Origin of the sequence: Flavobacterium anhuiense, from assembly GCF_001705175.1 — a bacterium.
In the GTDB taxonomy this organism is placed as follows: Bacteria; Bacteroidota; Bacteroidia; order Flavobacteriales; family Flavobacteriaceae; genus Flavobacterium; species Flavobacterium anhuiense.
In genome coordinates this window covers 4,012,345-4,028,533 of the sequence record NZ_CP016907.1, presented here as the reverse complement: position 1 = coordinate 4,028,533, position 16,189 = coordinate 4,012,345, and the positions used below count along the sequence as shown (strand labels likewise).

Here is a 16,189-nt window from a genome sequence, read left to right as displayed (position 1 = left end):
TTCGTTAATACCTAAATACCAGCGAACTAAACCAGTGTTGTTTAACCTAATAAAAACTAGATTATGAAAAACGAAGTTAAAATCCAGGCAGTAAACCCGTCCCTGGACAGCAGAAGAAGTTTTTTGAAGCTCAGCGGTTTGGCACTTGCCTCCGCAAGTCTTCTTATCGCAGGATGCAGCGACAGTGATGATGACCAACCCATGCAGGAGGATACCCTTCCGGGCGTCCGCAATGGCGTATTCGATTTAGGCTCAGGAGATTTCGGGGTGCTCACCTATGCCTATGCCCTAGAGCAGCTAGAAGCCGACTTTTACACGAAAGTCGTTAACGCCTCTAGCTTCAACAGCGCGTTCAGTTCTTTAGAACGCGAAGTACTGACTGATCTTTATCATCATGAGGTGGTGCACAGAGATTTCTTTAAAGCTGCCTTAACCGGAGCGCTTCCTAATCCGTCTACACAACTACTGCCAACACTTTCTTTTAACTACGGTTCTCTAAACTTTAACAGCCGCACTGAAGTCCTTGCTACAGCCAAAGCGCTTGAAGACACGGGAGTTGCCGCATATAACGGAGCTGGGAGATTGATTAAAACAGCTGATTATCTGCTGCTGGCAGGAAAAATTGTCTCGGTGGAAGCTCGCCACGCATCAGCTATCCGAAGCCTAATCAATCCTAATTCAAAGGATTTTGCAGGAGATGATATCGTGAATATGTCAACAGGGCTAGATGACGCGAAGGATCCTTCAAAGATACTTCCGATTGCTGGAGGATTTATCTCCACTAAATTTACCGCTAAATACCTGCCTTAATGCTAACCTTAAAAACTGGAAATTATGAACATCCTAAAATTTATAGAATCCTTCGCCGATGAGCGCATAATGCAAAGCATGGGCACTAGAAGAGACAGTTTTGCTCAGTTTGGAAATATCGGAAAAAATCTGGCTATGGCCTCAATACCTTTCGGGCTTTCTGCCTTGAGTAGCAAAGCTTTTGCCAAAGATATAACAGCTACTCCTGCAACGCCAATAGGTGCACTGCAGTTCGCTCTCACCCTTGAATACCTAGAAGATGAATTTTATGCTATGGCACTGGATTCAGGTGTCATCCCAGCATCTGAGAACGGCGGTAGGGATTTAAAGGTATTCCAGCAGATCTCAGCCCACGAGTCCGACCATGTTAAATTTCTTATTGCAGGACTTGGAGGAACAGCAAGTGCCAATTTTGTTGCTAAGCCGACCTTTGACTTTACAGTTGGAGGCGCTTTTGATCCTTTTAATGACTATCCTACTTTTCTAGCTTTGGCACAAGCTTTTGAAGATACTGGCGTAAGAGCTTACAAGGGACAGGCCGCCAACTTGATTACAACACCGGACCTGCTTACAGCTGCTCTGCAGATCCATTCGGTAGAAGCGCGCCATGCGTCAGAGGTTAGAAGACTAAGAGGTCTAAAAGGCTGGATTTCAAATGCCGAGAGAGGTGCTGGAATGCCAGCTGCCACTCAGGCCGTCTATGACGGAGAAGGCGTAACGGTGCAAGCTGGATTTAATACCGCTGCCGCGTTTGGAGCTGCAGCAGGATCAGAAGCCTACGATGAGCCTTTAAATACCCAGCAAGTAGTGGATATAGCCAACATCTTTATCGTCTAAATAATTTAAACAATAATAACCGCCGCCTGTGTTCTAAAGATGCAGGCGGTTTTCTTTATAGCTAAGCAGATAGTACCAGAAAACATGCTACCGCTCAATCATATAGTTGCGTGTAACCTGATTGAAATTAAGGATTCCTTTAATCCACTTAACAAAAAAGCCCCTCAAAAATTAAGGAGCTTCTTGGCAGCCGACGGGTGCCTGAAAAGGTATGGGGCAAATTAACTAAATCATTGTACAGAACCTTCAGACGAACCCCGTCGGTCCCCTGTTTCTTTTCTGACAGATTGTACAGCACTTTGCCACACCAATGTATATCAAAATTAGCAAAAACATCTCTGGCGTTTCTTACAAAATATCACTTAGAAATTACAGCTTCTTAATGTGCTATTAATCTAAACGATATTGTTTTCTGTATGGGCAAAAGATTTTATTTGATTTTCACTATAACTCGTTTTTGTTGTTTTTATTAAATTACAATCTTATTTTAAAGGTGTTATGCTATAAGAAGTCCCCTTTTTAGTCTCAAAAACCGCAGTGTAACCAATAGACGATTTTTCACTTTTGACATTCAACTTTTCAATTATAAATGGTTGTGCTGAACGTATAGAGCAAGTTCCTCCGATATTAGACACAATTGTTGTCTGGCTCATTTTACCTTCATTCCATTTTATATCTACAGTAAAATTGCCTTTTGCTGTAATTCCCTTAATTTCTCCATCTTTCCATGAATCTGGCAAAGCAGGAAGCAGATGTATCTCTTTATTTTGGCTCTGCATCAGCATTTCGATTACACCTGCACTTCCTGCAAAATTTCCATCAATCTGAAATGGTGGATGCGCATCAAAAAGATTTGGATAACAGCCTCCGTGTCTGCTGTATTTAGGATCATTATCTTTAGTTAATCGCAATTGATTTTTGAATAACTGATAGGCACGATTTCCATCCAAAAGTCTCGCCCACATATTTACTTTCCATGCCAAACTCCAACCTGTTCCATCATCTCCTCGAAGTTCTAGTGTTTTCTTTGCCGCAGCAGCCAATTCTGGGGTTTGAAGAGGAGAAATTAAATTGGCTGGATGCAAAGCATACAGATGTGAAGTGTGCCTGTGGTGCGGATCTTCTTCTTCAAAATCTTTATACCATTCCTGCAATTGCCCTTTACTTCCAATTTGAAAAGGAAGTAATTCCTCTCTCGCACTGTTGACTTTTTGTCTAAACTCTAAATCGGCATTTAAAACTTTAGAAGCTTCAATGGTATTTTCAAATAAATCTTTTATGATTCCGATATCCATTGTCGAAGCTGTTGTTACAGTTCCCTGTTTCTTGCCGTCATAATAAAATATATTTTCGGGAGAGGTTGAAGGCATTGTTACCAGATGGCCATTTTTATCTTTTTGTAGCCAGTCTAAACTAAATTCTGCCGCACCTTTTATAATGGGATATACTTTTTTCAGGTAATTTTTATCGCCAGTATATTGATAATGTTCCCATAAATGTCTGCTCAGCCAATTGGCTCCCATGTACCAGTTGGCCCACATTGGATCTCCTTTTCCAAAATCTCCAACCGGATTAGTCATAGCCCAAATATCAGAGTTATGATGCAAAACCCAACCGTTGGCATGATAATAACTTTTAGCTGTTTCTGCTCCTGTTGCAGAAGCATTTTTAATGAATTCGTCGAGCGGAAAAAACAATTCTGATAAACTTCCCGATTCTACGAGCCAATAATTCATCTGCAAGTTAATATTGGTCGTATAATTACTGCTCCAAGGTGCACGAAGCTTATTGTTCCAAATTCCTTGCAGGTTTGCTGGCACATTATGCGTACGCGAAGAAGAAATCAGTAAATATCGTCCAAATTGAAAAAACAAAGCTTCAAGACCCGCATCTTTTTCACCTTTTGCATATTGTTCTAATCGTATGTCAGTTGGAAGATCAGACTTGGATGTTTCTTTTCCGTTTAGCTTTAATGAAACCCTATTGAAGAATTTTTGAAAATCAGCAATATGTTCTTTTAATAGAGAATCATATTTTTTACCAGCAACTTTTTTTATTGGAGCTTCAGCAAATTTATGTTCATCTTTTCCTTGACTGTCTGGACATTTATCAAATCCGTTGAAGCTAGTTGCTGCCGAAACGAAAAGTAGAATTTCGCTGGCATTTTTGATAACTAATTTATCTCCCTCAGAGCTTATTTCGCCGTCTTTTACAACCGGTTTTATAATCAATTCGAAACGCATACCTCTACATCCAGTTACATCCTCATAAATAACGGGTTCCTTATTGTAATCGATATAATTAGGATCTGCGTGCGAAGGTGCTTTTCCCTTTAAAACTAATGTTTGATTCTGTACTGCTTTCTGATTTTTTAAAAGACTTGCCGCATCAATGGTCACAGAAAGTTTTTTCAGCTGGTCTGCCGAAAGCTTAATTACAATACATTGTGCTGGAGCCGAAGCAAAGATTTCTCGTTTGTAATTTACTCCGCCAGCATTAAAACTCGTTACGGCTAATCCGGTTTGTATATCTAAGCTTCTATCGTATGATGCCGCTTTTTGCCCGCCAAAATCCTGCTTTAAAATAAGATCTCCTAAAGGCATAAAACTTTCGCTATATGGTCCTTGCATGTTTTTGGTCAAAACATTAGCTTTTTCAAAATCTTCATTTTTAAGCGCTTCTCTAATTAAAGCTAAGTTTTTAAAAGCATCTGGATTTACATTTTTATGAACTGGTCCTCCACTCCATAAAGTAGCTTCATTTAACTGAATTAACTCTGCTTCAACCCTTCCAAAAACCATTGCGCCCAGAGTACCATTTCCTACAGGCAGTGCCTCTGTCCATTCAACAGCGGGCTGTTTGTATTGCAGTTTTAAATCTTTTTGCGCAGAAGCAGAAACTCCTGCTAATGCAATGAGCAGAAAAAGGCTTTTTTTTAAAGAATGATGCAGCATGAATTTTACTTTTTGATGAAATTAATTAAATCGTTTTCAATTTTAACACTGTTACTGAATACGGAGGAAGATTCAATTGTTGACTCCCTTTCGTAATCTTATATTCGCTTTGTTTTGGCGTGATTTTTTTTGGATCTGCAAAAGTGTTTTCATCCTGTAAATTTGCACTTACCAGTCTAATCAAACTTCCTTTTGCCCCCAATTTCGCTCCTTTCAAATCAATACTTATGTCAGATGCTGTTGAAGCTGTATTAACCAATTTCACAATAATTTCTTTACTGTTCACGTCTTTTACAGCCGATGCGTATAAATTATGCTGACCAATTAACGCTTTTCCATCTTGCGTAATGGTTAATAAATCGGTTCCTTTATTAGTCGAAAACAATTGCTGTACATAATAGTTTGCCGAACCATAAGACTGAAGATTATTGAACCAAATCATATCTGGCGTCCATTGCCAAGCATCTTCGTGAGCCATTAAAGGTGCATAAGAAGTTAATTGCACTACTTCTGCATTTCTCTCCAATCCTGTCATAAAAGCAGCCTCAGAAAAGGCGCATTCCCAATTATTTCTATTGTTTGGATTTGCCCCAGAAACACTTTGTGCCGCATATTCTCCAGCAAATATTTTTGGGCCTTTGCGATCATAATTATCGTAACGGCCAGCATTTTCCCTAAACCATTTTGGGCTTTGGTAATAATGTTCATCAACCAATTCTGCATTCAGCTTTTTAAGTTCTTTCATTGCATAATCAAAATGTTCACCATCTGGTGAAGGCCCGCTGCCTGACACAATAATGATATTTGGATATTTTGCTTTTATAGCTTTTTCAAAAACTTTGTATCTTTCAATATAATCAGCGCCCCACTGCTCGTTTCCAACTCCGATATATTTTAAGTTAAACGGTTTTGGATGTCCCATATCTGAACGAACTTTTCCCCAAGCTGTCGTAACAGCGCCGTTTGCAAATTCAATCAAATCTAAAGCATCTTTTACGTACGGATCCAGTTCGTCCATGGATGCCAATTCACCAGTGTTGTACTGGCACGCCATTCCGCAGCTCAAAATTGGAAGCGGTTCTGCCCCTATATCTTCTGAAAGCTGAAAATATTCAAAAAATCCTAAACCAAAACTTTGAAAATAATCTGGCGTTAATTTATGATTGAATTCAACATTCCATCTGTTCATCATGGTTTTTCTATCCTCAACATTCCCAATAGATTTTTTCCATTGGTAACGATCTGACAAAGTTCTTCCCTCCACAATACAACCACCTGGAAAACGTAAAAATCCTGGTTTTACATCGTATAAAAGCTGAACTAAATCTTTGCGAAGTCCATTTTTTCTATTCTTCCAAGTATCTTCGGGAAATAATGAAATCATGTCCAAATCAATTGTTCCTGTTCCTTCAAAAGTGATTTTCAGCTTTGCTTTGGCTTCTGTTTCAGTTGCCGCAAATTGTGCTGTATAATTGGTCCATTCATCAGATTTTGGAACTACACTGGTTTCTCCAAGTACTTTTTGATCTTTGTCAATCAGTTGGAAAATAATCTTTCTGATGGCTCCTTTATGATTAGCTGCCTTAAACGAAAGATTGTATCTCGCATCTTTCTTCACTCCCATTCCTCTAAAACCTTCATTTATTAAAGCATAACCTTTGTCATTATTAATTTCAACCCTGCAAAAATTAGTGTTATTTGCCGCTACGTTGATGGGCAGAGCCATACCGGATTCTTTATTCATGGAAGATCTGTTGCTTTTAGGTTGTTCCCATCCCATTAAAGGTTTCTCAAATTCAAAAGATCTGTTTTTAATCATTTCCGCATAAAGTCCACCATCAGCAGCAAAATTGATGTCTTCAAAAAACAAACCGAACATGGTCGGCTGAATTTTAGTTATCGTTTTGGAAGCATCAACCTCTAGAACCACTTTTTGAGCATTTCCATAAATAGTGGTAAATAGCAAACCTCCTATGAATAATGTTGAAATTAAATTTATTTTCATTGTATTGTTTTTATATCTGCAATTTATTAATTAATCTTTTTAAAGCATCTCTTTATTGTAATTTTTACACTTATTTTTTTCAAGAATAAATTACTTTTTAACTGCCTCATACTTATCTGCGAAAGCGGCTTCTCCATCTAAATTGATTACTTTCAAAACATCAACGTTTTTACTTTCAACTGCATGTTTAAAATAATCTGCCTTATTTTTGCCCCATTGAACGGTACAATTCTGAACCTTAATGCTTTCTGCCGAATCAAAATAGAAACCAGAAGTGCTTCCTTTTACAAAACCTTCTACATTAGCAGGGCGTCTGTCGTACAATCCGCCTGGAAAGGATGTAATTTTATCTATAAAAACACTCACATTATCAAAAACAATATTCTTGATTTTATCTTTAGATTCTCCGCTTACAAAAACACCGTTTTCTCCTGTGCACTGAATATTAGAAAAATAAATATTCTTGATTTCGCCCACTTTTCCTTCTGTTGCTCCTTTCGGGAAACGCCAATTGGCATCTTTATGATTTATTTTCGCTCTGCTGAAAGCTGTTATATAAATCGGTTCTGCTTTTCCCCACCAAGTATCCGTGTTTAATTTACTTTCTATAATGATGTTAGAGAAAATAACATCGCTTACCGTTCCCTCGTCACGATTCTGAATCCCTAATGCTCGATTGCTGTTTTTAATAATACAATTATTGAAAACAACCTGTCTAATAGCATTCATATTTTCTGAACCAATTTTAATAGCACAGCTGCTGCTGGTCATAGTACAATTGGTAACTGTAATATTTTCACAAGCTCCAAATTCTTCAAATTCTCTTCTGTTTTTCAAACAGATGCAATCGTCTCCGCTCTCGATATAACAATCACTGATTCTGACATTTTTAGAATGGTCCAAATCAATTCCGTCGCTGTTGCGGACTTTCAAGCTATTCAATAAAGTAATACCACTGATTACTACATCGTTACAGCCTACCAAATGAACTGTCCAATAGGCCGAATTTCCGATGTGAACATCTTTAATTCTGATATTTTTACCACCGATAATCGTCAATACGTGAGGTCTTGGATCAAGAACATTGAATGGTTTTAAAACATATGCGTCATCTTCTTCTGCTCCCATAAAAGAAATTCCGTTTCCATCTATTTTCCCGCTTCCGCTAATGGTGAAATCTTCCACGTTTTCTCCTCCAATCCAAATCGTCCCTTCACCTGGATTGGTTCTGAAAGCACTTTTTGTGTAGAGTTTTTCATCTGGACTTGCCAATAGTTTCGCACCCGCTTCGATATGCAAATCTACTTTTGATTTGACGTCAATTGGTCCTGCTAAAAAGGTAAATGGTGCTGGAATTAAAACTCTTCCACCCGTTTTGCTGCAAGCGTCGATTGCTTTTTGAATAGCTGCAGCATCATTGGTTTTACCGTCTCCTTTTGCTCCATATTTTTTAACGTCGTAGATTTTCTGCGCAGAAACGGTTAACGAAAGGCAGAAAATTAGCAGCATGATGATCGATTTCTTTTTCATATTTTTTATTTTTTTTGCCACAAAGGCGCAAAAGGCGCTAAGTTTTTTTCACGCAGATTTTTCAGATTTAGGCAGATTTAATTAATTTTTTTTTTTATAAAATATCTGTTAAATCTGCTTAGATTTTTTTCAATCTGCGTGAAACAAAAACACTTTGCTTCTTAGCGTCTTTGCAGCCAACTCTTAATGGGCAGGCAATTCAAATTTATTCTGTTCTGGTTCTATTTTTCTTTTTGCAGCTTCGCTATCCAAATTGCTTCCTATGACATCTTTAAAAATAATTTGACTGACTTTATCTGAAGGAATATCAATTGCCTTCATCGCTAGATTTTTTACATCATCAAAAACAAAAGCAGGACGAAAATCTTCTTTATCCAAAATCAGTTTGATATTTTTCATTTCAATTCCGTTTATGTGACGGACATAAAATCCCCAAGAAGGCAGTTCTCCAAACATGTTAAATTCAGGATAACCATTTATGTTTTCTTTTACATCTTTTAATCGGCTTAGTGGATGATATGCCATTCCTTTTGATGCCCTTCCTGGATAAATGATTTCAATATTTTCTAATGTCACATTTTCAATTAAATGCCCCGGAATTCCAGCAATAGAAGATGGAAACGGATTATGGAAATAATCAACCTCAGGCCCGCGCATATCGTAGTCAATATCAGGACGACCAAACGGTACTTGCACTTTTACGTTTTTTACCGATACATTTTTAATAGATCCTGGTTTATCTCCGTTTCTATGCCCCAAACGAATCAATATTGCATTTCCTGTATTGACTGCTGTAATATCTGAAACTTTGATATTCTCAATTTCGGCTCCGTCAACAGATTCAATCGCTACTGCGGATCTAAACGTGTCAAAAACTTTGATATTTTCGATGGTTACATTTTTGAAACTACCGTAAGAACCTGTTCCAAATTTCACAGCATTGGCGCTCGATCTTATTGTACAGTTTGCAATGTAAATATTGTTATTGTGAAGTCCCGGAACTTCCGATTTCAAGCAGATTCCGTCATCGGCAGTGTTCACATTGCAATTGGTTATTCGGACATTTTCGCAACCATCAACGTCAATTCCGTCATTGTTCCAATACGCTCTGCTTTCTACTTTCATAAAATCAATGACAATATTCTTGCATTCTCTAAAACATTGTGTCCAGCCTGGACTATTTTTCAAAGTAATATCAGTCATTGTAATCGAATCGCATTTTACAAACGAAATCAGTTTTCCTCTTCCATCTTCAGGACGCATTCTTCTGTAATTATATTTCGGATCTATTCGAACTCCCGTGTGATGCAGCGAATCAATTGCTAAAGCCAGTTCTCTTCCCTGTCCATTTATAATGCCTTTTCCTTTTACCGCCATATTTTTAGATTCAGCTGCAATAATCAAAGCTCTTATTCCTTCATATTTCGGATAATCATCTGGGTTGGTGCTTCCTAACAAAACGGCATCTTCTTCAAAAAATAATTCTACATTACTTTTTAAAACAATACTTCCCGATAGAAAGTTCCCTTTAGAAAAAACAACCTTCCCGGCTTTACTTTTATTAGCTGCATCAATGGCTTTTTGGATTGCTTTTGTATTTAAAGTTTTACCATCTCCCACAGCGCCATATTTTTTAATGTCAAATACTTTTTGCGCTGAAACGGTTAAGGAAACACAAAAAACAACCAGTATGATTACAAAATTTCTTTTCATTTCTATTTTTTTTATGCCACAAAGACACTAAGTCGCTAAGTTTTTTTTTAAAACCTTCTCTCCTTAATAAACTTTACGCTTTTGCGAGCAATTTTCAATTTAATCCTTTTAAATAAACTTTGAGTCTTTGTGCCTTCGTGGCAAAACAGAAATTACCAGAAAACAGTGTACAAAGCCACTAAAATTCCACAGATAATAAAAGATCCAACTATAAACTCTGATGATACTTTAAACATCGATTTATCAACTTCAATTTTATGAACTTCAGCTTCCTCTTCTGATACTGGTTTGGCCAAACTGATTCCCACCATTATCAATACAATGATAAAGAAAACAATAGTCATTCTGTCTAAGAAAGGATAATCAGGAAAAGCGCCTTCTGTCCACATCGGCAAGAATTTTAAGACCGCTGCAATAGGCACCGTTAACAATGCCCCTGCCAATCCTGCAGCTGGAGTTGTTTTTTTCCAAAACATTCCCAACAAGAAAATTGCTAAAACTCCTGGCGAAAAGAATCCCACATATTCTTGTATAAATTGATACGCCTGATCTAATGATTTTAATGCAGGAGCTACAAAAGCTGCAATGATCATACAAACCACCACACACCACTTTCCTATACGAACCAATTTTTTTTCTGATGCTTGTGAGTTGAAATATTTTTTATAAATATCTAGCGAAAAAATAGTTGAAATACTATTGGCTTTTCCAGCCAAAGAAGCCACAATTGCCGCTGTTAAAGCCGCCAATGCCACTCCTTTTAATCCTGCGGGAAGCAGATTCATTAAAGTCGGGTACGCATGATCTGGTTTTAAAACTCCAGCCACATCAACCATTTCCTGCTGAAACGTTCCGTTTTCATGCATGACAAACATGGCAATACCCGGTAAAACGGCAATAATTGGAACCAATAATTTTAGAAAAGCGGCAAATAAAATTCCTTTACGCGCTGTTTTTAAATTGGCTCCTAAAGCTCGTTGAACGATATATTGATTGCACCCCCAATAGGCCAGATTGTTAATTAACATTCCCCCCACTAAAACCGACATTCCTGGCAATTCATTATAATGCGGATTGGACTTATCTAAGATCATATGCAAATGTCCTGGAGCTTGATCGGCAATTACAGACAATCCTTTTAAGATATCCTTTCCAAAACCGAATTGGTCTGACAATAGTGTCAAGGCCAAATAAGTTGTTACCAGTCCACCCAGAATTAAAACAATAACCTGAAACATATCTGTGTATCCGATTACTTTCATACCACCCAAAGTCACAATTACAGCAAACAGACTCAATCCGATTACACAAAACTGAAAACTTATCGGTGCAATGGACGAAATGGCCAAAGCGCCTAAATAGATAATCGAAGTAAGATTTACAAATACATAAATTAAAAGCCAAATTATGGCCATGATCGTGCTTACGGTTCCACTATATCTTTTGGCTAGGAACTGCGGCATGGTAAATATTTTATTCTTCAAATAAACGGGAAGAATAAACATGGCCACGATAATCAGAGTAGCCGCAGACATCCATTCATAAGAAGCAATGGCAAGTCCAATGGCAAAACCCGAACCGCTCATCCCGATAAAATGTTCTGCTGAAATATTAGACGCAATCAAAGAAGCTCCAATTGCCCACCAAGTAAGCGAACCCTCTGCTAAAAAATATTCTTTGGAACTGGTTGCTGCAGTTTTTTTGCTTCTATAAATGTACATTCCATAGGCCGTGACTATGATAAAGTAAATAAAGAAAACAATGTAATCTGCGGTTTGTAATACATTCATAATGTGTGGTTATTGTGTGGTTAGATAGTAAAATGTATTGTAAGATCTGATCGCATCAAATCTTGAGAAACCATTTTCTTTTATACAGAAAATAAAGTAAAAGAAGCTGTACACCAGTTACTGAGAGAGCAACAAATACTGGCTGCCATATCATTGGCAAATACTGTATCATACCTCCAAAAAAGTAATCAGCAGTATGTTTAAAATCTACAGAGCCTTCGGCTGCGATATATATTAAAATCGAATTTGAACCAATTAAAATCAACGGAAATGCCCATTTATGAAAACCAGACAAATCAATTATCAAATAGAAAAAGACAAAAAATAGAATACTAAATCCGCCGACAAAACAGACAAAAGAGCTTGTCCACAAATGCTTGTTGATTGGAAAATCAATGTCCCAAATTAAACCTGCAATAATTAACAATACAGCCGTCAAAGCCATCAAAATTAACTTTGCATTTATTGAAAACTGATTTTTTGCTTTTAAAAATGTTCCTGTAAAAACTCCTAATAATGCCGTAGAAATCGCGGGAAGAGTCGAAAAAATGCCTTCTGGATCATAAACGGTACTGTGAAGTCTGCCTGGTAAAAATAGGCGGTCAATATATCCTTCTAATGATCCCTCTTTGGTTAAAACTCCCGCTCCAAACTCAGGAACCGGTATCCATTTCATGGCCGCATAATAGCCCATCAAAATGCCTAAAAACCATATAAACTGTTTTTTGAAATCAAAATTCAAATAAATCATTCCGGCAAAAAACCAAGCTATTCCAATTCTTCCTAAAACACTCGCGAAACGGGTATGGTCAAAGCCATCAAAACGCAATAATCCATTTACTACAAAACCTAAAACCACTAAAATAATGGTTCTCCTCAGCATAGAAAGGTATATTTTTCGTTTTTCTTTTGAGGGCAATTCCTGCGGAGTTGATACTCCCGCTAAATTCATTTTCTTCTCAAAAGAATATGGCATAGAAACGCCTGCTACAAACAAAAACACAGGGAAAATCATGTCATAGAATGTAATGCCATTCCATTCCGCATGATGCAATTGCGATGACATCCAGAGAAAAATAGGAATTGGGGCCGCCTTGGCTAGAGCATGAATTATATGTTCGCCACTCATAATCCAAAACATTACAAATCCGCGCAGCGCATCTAAAGAAATTAATCTTCCGTTTGTAGGGTTACTCATTTTTTAGTTTTAGTTCTAGTTTTAATTTTCTATCGCAGTATTCAGTCACAGTCGCAGTATTCAGTGGTTATGTGACTGAAAACTGTGACTGGAACTAAACAACAGGTTATTTAAAGTGGTTTAATAATAAATCCGTAGCTGTATTCGCTTTGGCTTAATACATATTGTTCGTGTGGCGGTTGTCCCCAGCTGTTGTCGCCTCCTAAACCTCGCTGGGTTAAGTCTACACAAACAACTACTTCATCTCTTGGAGTGATGTCACTGGAATGAAGGTTCTTTTTAGAAATCCCGCCATCAAAATCGCTCGGATAATTATTCAAAGTACTCATACATAAAGGCTGCAGACCTTTTACTTCCAAGCCATTTCCTGTATTGCTTGACAATTTAAACCAGCGTATATCGGTCTTATATCCATTTTCCTGCGGGCGCGTATAAGGCACATATTGGTCTGCAACTTTACTGTTATAAATTCCTTTGAATGAAGAAGTTTTCCTATCTGGATAATTTTCTAAAGGACCTCTTCCGTAATAATCCAGATTCTCCAAAGTATTTTTCAAGGTGAAAATCATTCCGAAACGCGGCAGCTCTGGCACTGGATTATTTCCTTTTTTATAAGAAGCCTGAATTTCCAAAGCACCGTCATTTCCTAATGCATATTTAATAGTGTAGTCTGAAGCAACATCATTCAACTTCAATTTAGCAACAATATATTGCTTACCGCCTTCTTCAATTTGCTGAATATTTTCTAGCGATGTATTTTTTCCTGCCGTTCTCCAAACATTGGTTCTAATCTGCATTTTGTTTCCAAAATCATTATCGGTTGGCGCTCTCCAGAAGTTAGGTTCAGGATATTGCTTAAAATATTCTTCGCCTTTTATACTGTAATAGGAAATTAATCCAGTCGATTTGCTGATTTTAACTGTAACATTATCAGAAGTTAAAACAAACTGATCTTTCTCATCTTGAACTTTCGAATTGTTTGATTTTTCAGATTTTTGGAAATATTTACCGTCTTCGATTACAAATTGTTCTTTCGCAATCTCAAAATTCTGAGGCAGTAAATCTGATCCGGTTTTAGTGTAAGCAAAAACATTTAGCAAATATTCTATTCCTTCTTTTGATTCTAATTTTGGTAAATCAAGTTTGAATTGTTTTTTAGTTTTTGGATCTAAAGCAACATTCAAATTTCCTTCTTTGATTACTTTACCGTTTTCTAAAACTTCATATCTAAAGTTGTACTTGTTCAGGTTTGTGAATCCAAAATCATTATTAATTTCGATTATACCATTTTTGATATCGACTGCTTTGAATAAAATATTCTGATAGACTTTCTTCACTTCAAATGCTCCAGGATGCGGTGTTCTATCAGCATAAACTAATCCGTTATGGCAGAAATTTTCGTCGTTTAGATAGTTTTGGCTTCCCATATCGCCACCATAAGTCCAATACTTACGACCCGCTTCATCAATTCCATAAAATCCCTGATCTACCCAATCCCAAATAAATCCGCCCTGCATATTTCTGCTGCCACGAATGATGTCCCAATATTCCTGAAAGTTTCCGCTACTGTTCCCCATGGCATGCGAATACTCACACATAATAAACGGACGACTCACTTCTTTTCTCGCAGCATATTCTTTCATGTATTCAATTGTTGGATACATTGGGCAGACGATATCTGTATTCTCATTTTCTTTTGCCTGTTCAAATTGAACCAAACGCGAATTATCTCTTTTTTTGATCCATTTATATGCCTCATGAAATACTGGTCCATTAGCACTTTCGTTTCCTAATGACCAAATGATTACCGATGGCATATTTTTATCTCTTTCTACCAAGCTATAAATTCGGTCTAAATGTGCTTCTCTCCATTCTGGAAGATGGCCCGGATTCGTTTTTGGATTCATCCACTTTAGAGGCTGTCCTTCTACTCCCATTCCATGGCTTTCAATATTGGCTTCATCCACCAAAAACAAACCGTATTTGTTGCATAATTTTACCCACAGAATATTGTTTGGATAATGGCTGCAGCGTACAGAATTGATATTGAGCTGTTTCATCATCTGAATGTCTTTCAACATCGTGGCTTCATCCTGATAATGTCCAGTTTCTGGATTATGTTCGTGAATGTTTACGCCATGAACCATTAATCGGACACCGTTTACCAATAATTGTCCGCCTTTTAATTCCACTTTTCTGAATCCGATTTGGGTTCCGACGGTTTCTACAATTTCTCCTTTTGCATTTTTTAAAGTCAAAAGCAAAGTGTACAAATTCGGCGTTTCACTACTCCACAATTTCGGACTTGAAATACTTTGAGAAAAATTAAGATTCTGAATTTTTGAAGCTTCAAAATTGATATTGAATTCTTTGCTAAAAACATTTTTGCCCGAGGCGTCAACCAATTTTGCAACCAACTTTTGGTTGTTTACTGCTTTTGAAGTCAGATTTTTTAAACTCACATCAACATTTAAACTTCCGTTTTTATACTTTGCATCTAAATCTGGTTTTGCAAAGAAATCCGAAATGCGAACATTGTCAGTACTATACAAATACACATTTCTGTCAATTCCAGAAAGTCGCCACATATCTTGATCTTCTAAATAAGAACCATCGCTCCATCTGTAAACTTCAATAGCCAAATTATTTTTACCCGGTTTCAAATACTTCGAAATATCAAATTCTGCGGGGCTTTTAGTATTTTCTGTGTAACCCACTTTTTCTCCATTTACCCATATGTACATTGCTGAAGTTCCTGCTTCGAAATGAAGAAAAACATGTCGGCCTTTCCAATTTTCAGGTAGCACAAAATCTTTTTTATAAGACCCAACAGGATTATCCCAATGATTGATAAAAGGCGGATTTTTTTCGAAAGGATACGTTATGTTGGTGTAAATCGGAACTCCATATCCGTTTAGTTCCCAATTCGAAGGCACTTGAAGTTCTTTCCAATGCAATGTGCTGAAATCTGTTTTATAAAAATCCTTTGGGCGCTCATCTGGTGTTGGAGCCCATGAAAATTTCCATTTGCCATTCAAAGAAAAATACCAAGGCGAATTTTCATATTTATCAATGATTACGGAAGTTTCATCTGCATAAGGAAGAAAAGCTGCTCTTGCGGGTTCTCTGTTGATTTGAAACACAAGAGGATTTTCCCAATCGTTGCGATCTTTTTCCTGTGCCAAAACAGCTGCACCACAAAGTATAAGCAGGCTGAATAAAAGTATTTTGGTTTTGGTTTTCTGCATTTGTTTTGGTTTTAGATAGCTGACATTATTTTTTTTAAACACATAGAAACATAGTTTTTTTCTTTATTTCAAAGGCGTTTGACTTATTATAAAATATCAAGTTA

At 37.2% G+C, this 16,189-nt stretch carries 9 protein-coding genes; 2 read left to right on the top strand and 7 right to left on the bottom strand.

Translation table 11 applies throughout. The features are described from left to right. The first annotated feature begins 63 nt into the window (after positions 1-63). A complete protein-coding gene (locus tag BB050_RS16985; protein ID WP_008469258.1) occupies positions 64-810 on the top strand; it encodes a ferritin-like domain-containing protein in 747 nt (248 codons plus the stop codon). Between the two features lie 24 nt (positions 811-834). Further along, positions 835-1,647, top strand: a complete 813-nt coding sequence (locus BB050_RS16980) for a ferritin-like domain-containing protein (RefSeq protein ID WP_066034408.1) — start codon at positions 835-837, stop codon at positions 1,645-1,647. A gap of 482 nt (positions 1,648-2,129) precedes the next feature. Here BB050_RS16980 and BB050_RS16970 read toward each other — a convergent pair whose 3' ends face one another. The 7 genes from BB050_RS16970 to lacZ form a co-directional block, all read right to left on the bottom strand. Then, positions 2,130-4,601, bottom strand: a complete 2,472-nt coding sequence (locus BB050_RS16970; RefSeq protein WP_066034406.1) for a glycoside hydrolase family 95 protein — start codon at positions 4,599-4,601, stop codon at positions 2,130-2,132. Between the two features lie 25 nt (positions 4,602-4,626). Further along, entirely contained in the window at positions 4,627-6,606 is a 1,980-nt protein-coding gene (locus BB050_RS16965) for an alpha-L-arabinofuranosidase C-terminal domain-containing protein (protein WP_066034405.1), read from the bottom strand. Between the two features lie 90 nt (positions 6,607-6,696). Next, positions 6,697-8,136: a glycoside hydrolase family 28 protein gene (locus BB050_RS16960; protein ID WP_066034404.1), complete on the bottom strand. Its 1,440-nt coding sequence runs from the start codon at positions 8,134-8,136 to the stop codon at positions 6,697-6,699. Positions 8,137-8,319: 183 nt separating this feature from the next. Further along, complete coding sequence (locus BB050_RS16955) at positions 8,320-9,849, bottom strand: glycoside hydrolase family 28 protein (RefSeq protein ID WP_066034403.1); 1,530 nt, start codon at positions 9,847-9,849, stop codon at positions 8,320-8,322. Positions 9,850-10,001: 152 nt separating this feature from the next. Further along, the gene (locus BB050_RS16950; RefSeq protein ID WP_066034402.1) at positions 10,002-11,639 is read right to left on the bottom strand and encodes a sodium/sugar symporter; all 1,638 of its coding nucleotides are present in this window, start codon (positions 11,637-11,639) and stop codon (positions 10,002-10,004) included. A gap of 55 nt (positions 11,640-11,694) precedes the next feature. Then, positions 11,695-12,837: an acyltransferase family protein gene (locus BB050_RS16945; RefSeq protein WP_066034401.1), complete on the bottom strand. Its 1,143-nt coding sequence runs from the start codon at positions 12,835-12,837 to the stop codon at positions 11,695-11,697. Positions 12,838-12,947: 110 nt separating this feature from the next. Next, complete coding sequence (lacZ, locus tag BB050_RS16940; RefSeq protein WP_066035213.1) at positions 12,948-16,085, bottom strand: beta-galactosidase, LacZ type; 3,138 nt, start codon at positions 16,083-16,085, stop codon at positions 12,948-12,950. Between the last annotated feature and the right edge of the window lie 104 nt (positions 16,086-16,189).

What these genes read in the sequence shown, in the direction of transcription:
- BB050_RS16985 (WP_008469258.1), top strand. Translation starts at nt 64, where the DNA reads ATGAAAAACGAAGTTAAAATCCAGGCAGTAAACCCGTCCCTGGACAGC.
- BB050_RS16980 (WP_066034408.1), top strand. Translation starts at nt 835, where the DNA reads ATGAACATCCTAAAATTTATAGAATCCTTCGCCGATGAGCGCATAATG.
- BB050_RS16970 (WP_066034406.1), bottom strand. Translation starts at nt 4,601, where the DNA reads ATGCTGCATCATTCTTTAAAAAAAAGCCTTTTTCTGCTCATTGCATTA.
- BB050_RS16965 (WP_066034405.1), bottom strand. Translation starts at nt 6,606, where the DNA reads ATGAAAATAAATTTAATTTCAACATTATTCATAGGAGGTTTGCTATTT.
- BB050_RS16960 (WP_066034404.1), bottom strand. Translation starts at nt 8,136, where the DNA reads ATGAAAAAGAAATCGATCATCATGCTGCTAATTTTCTGCCTTTCGTTA.
- BB050_RS16955 (WP_066034403.1), bottom strand. Translation starts at nt 9,849, where the DNA reads ATGAAAAGAAATTTTGTAATCATACTGGTTGTTTTTTGTGTTTCCTTA.
- BB050_RS16950 (WP_066034402.1), bottom strand. Translation starts at nt 11,639, where the DNA reads ATGAATGTATTACAAACCGCAGATTACATTGTTTTCTTTATTTACTTT.
- BB050_RS16945 (WP_066034401.1), bottom strand. Translation starts at nt 12,837, where the DNA reads ATGAGTAACCCTACAAACGGAAGATTAATTTCTTTAGATGCGCTGCGC.
- lacZ (WP_066035213.1), bottom strand. Translation starts at nt 16,085, where the DNA reads ATGCAGAAAACCAAAACCAAAATACTTTTATTCAGCCTGCTTATACTT.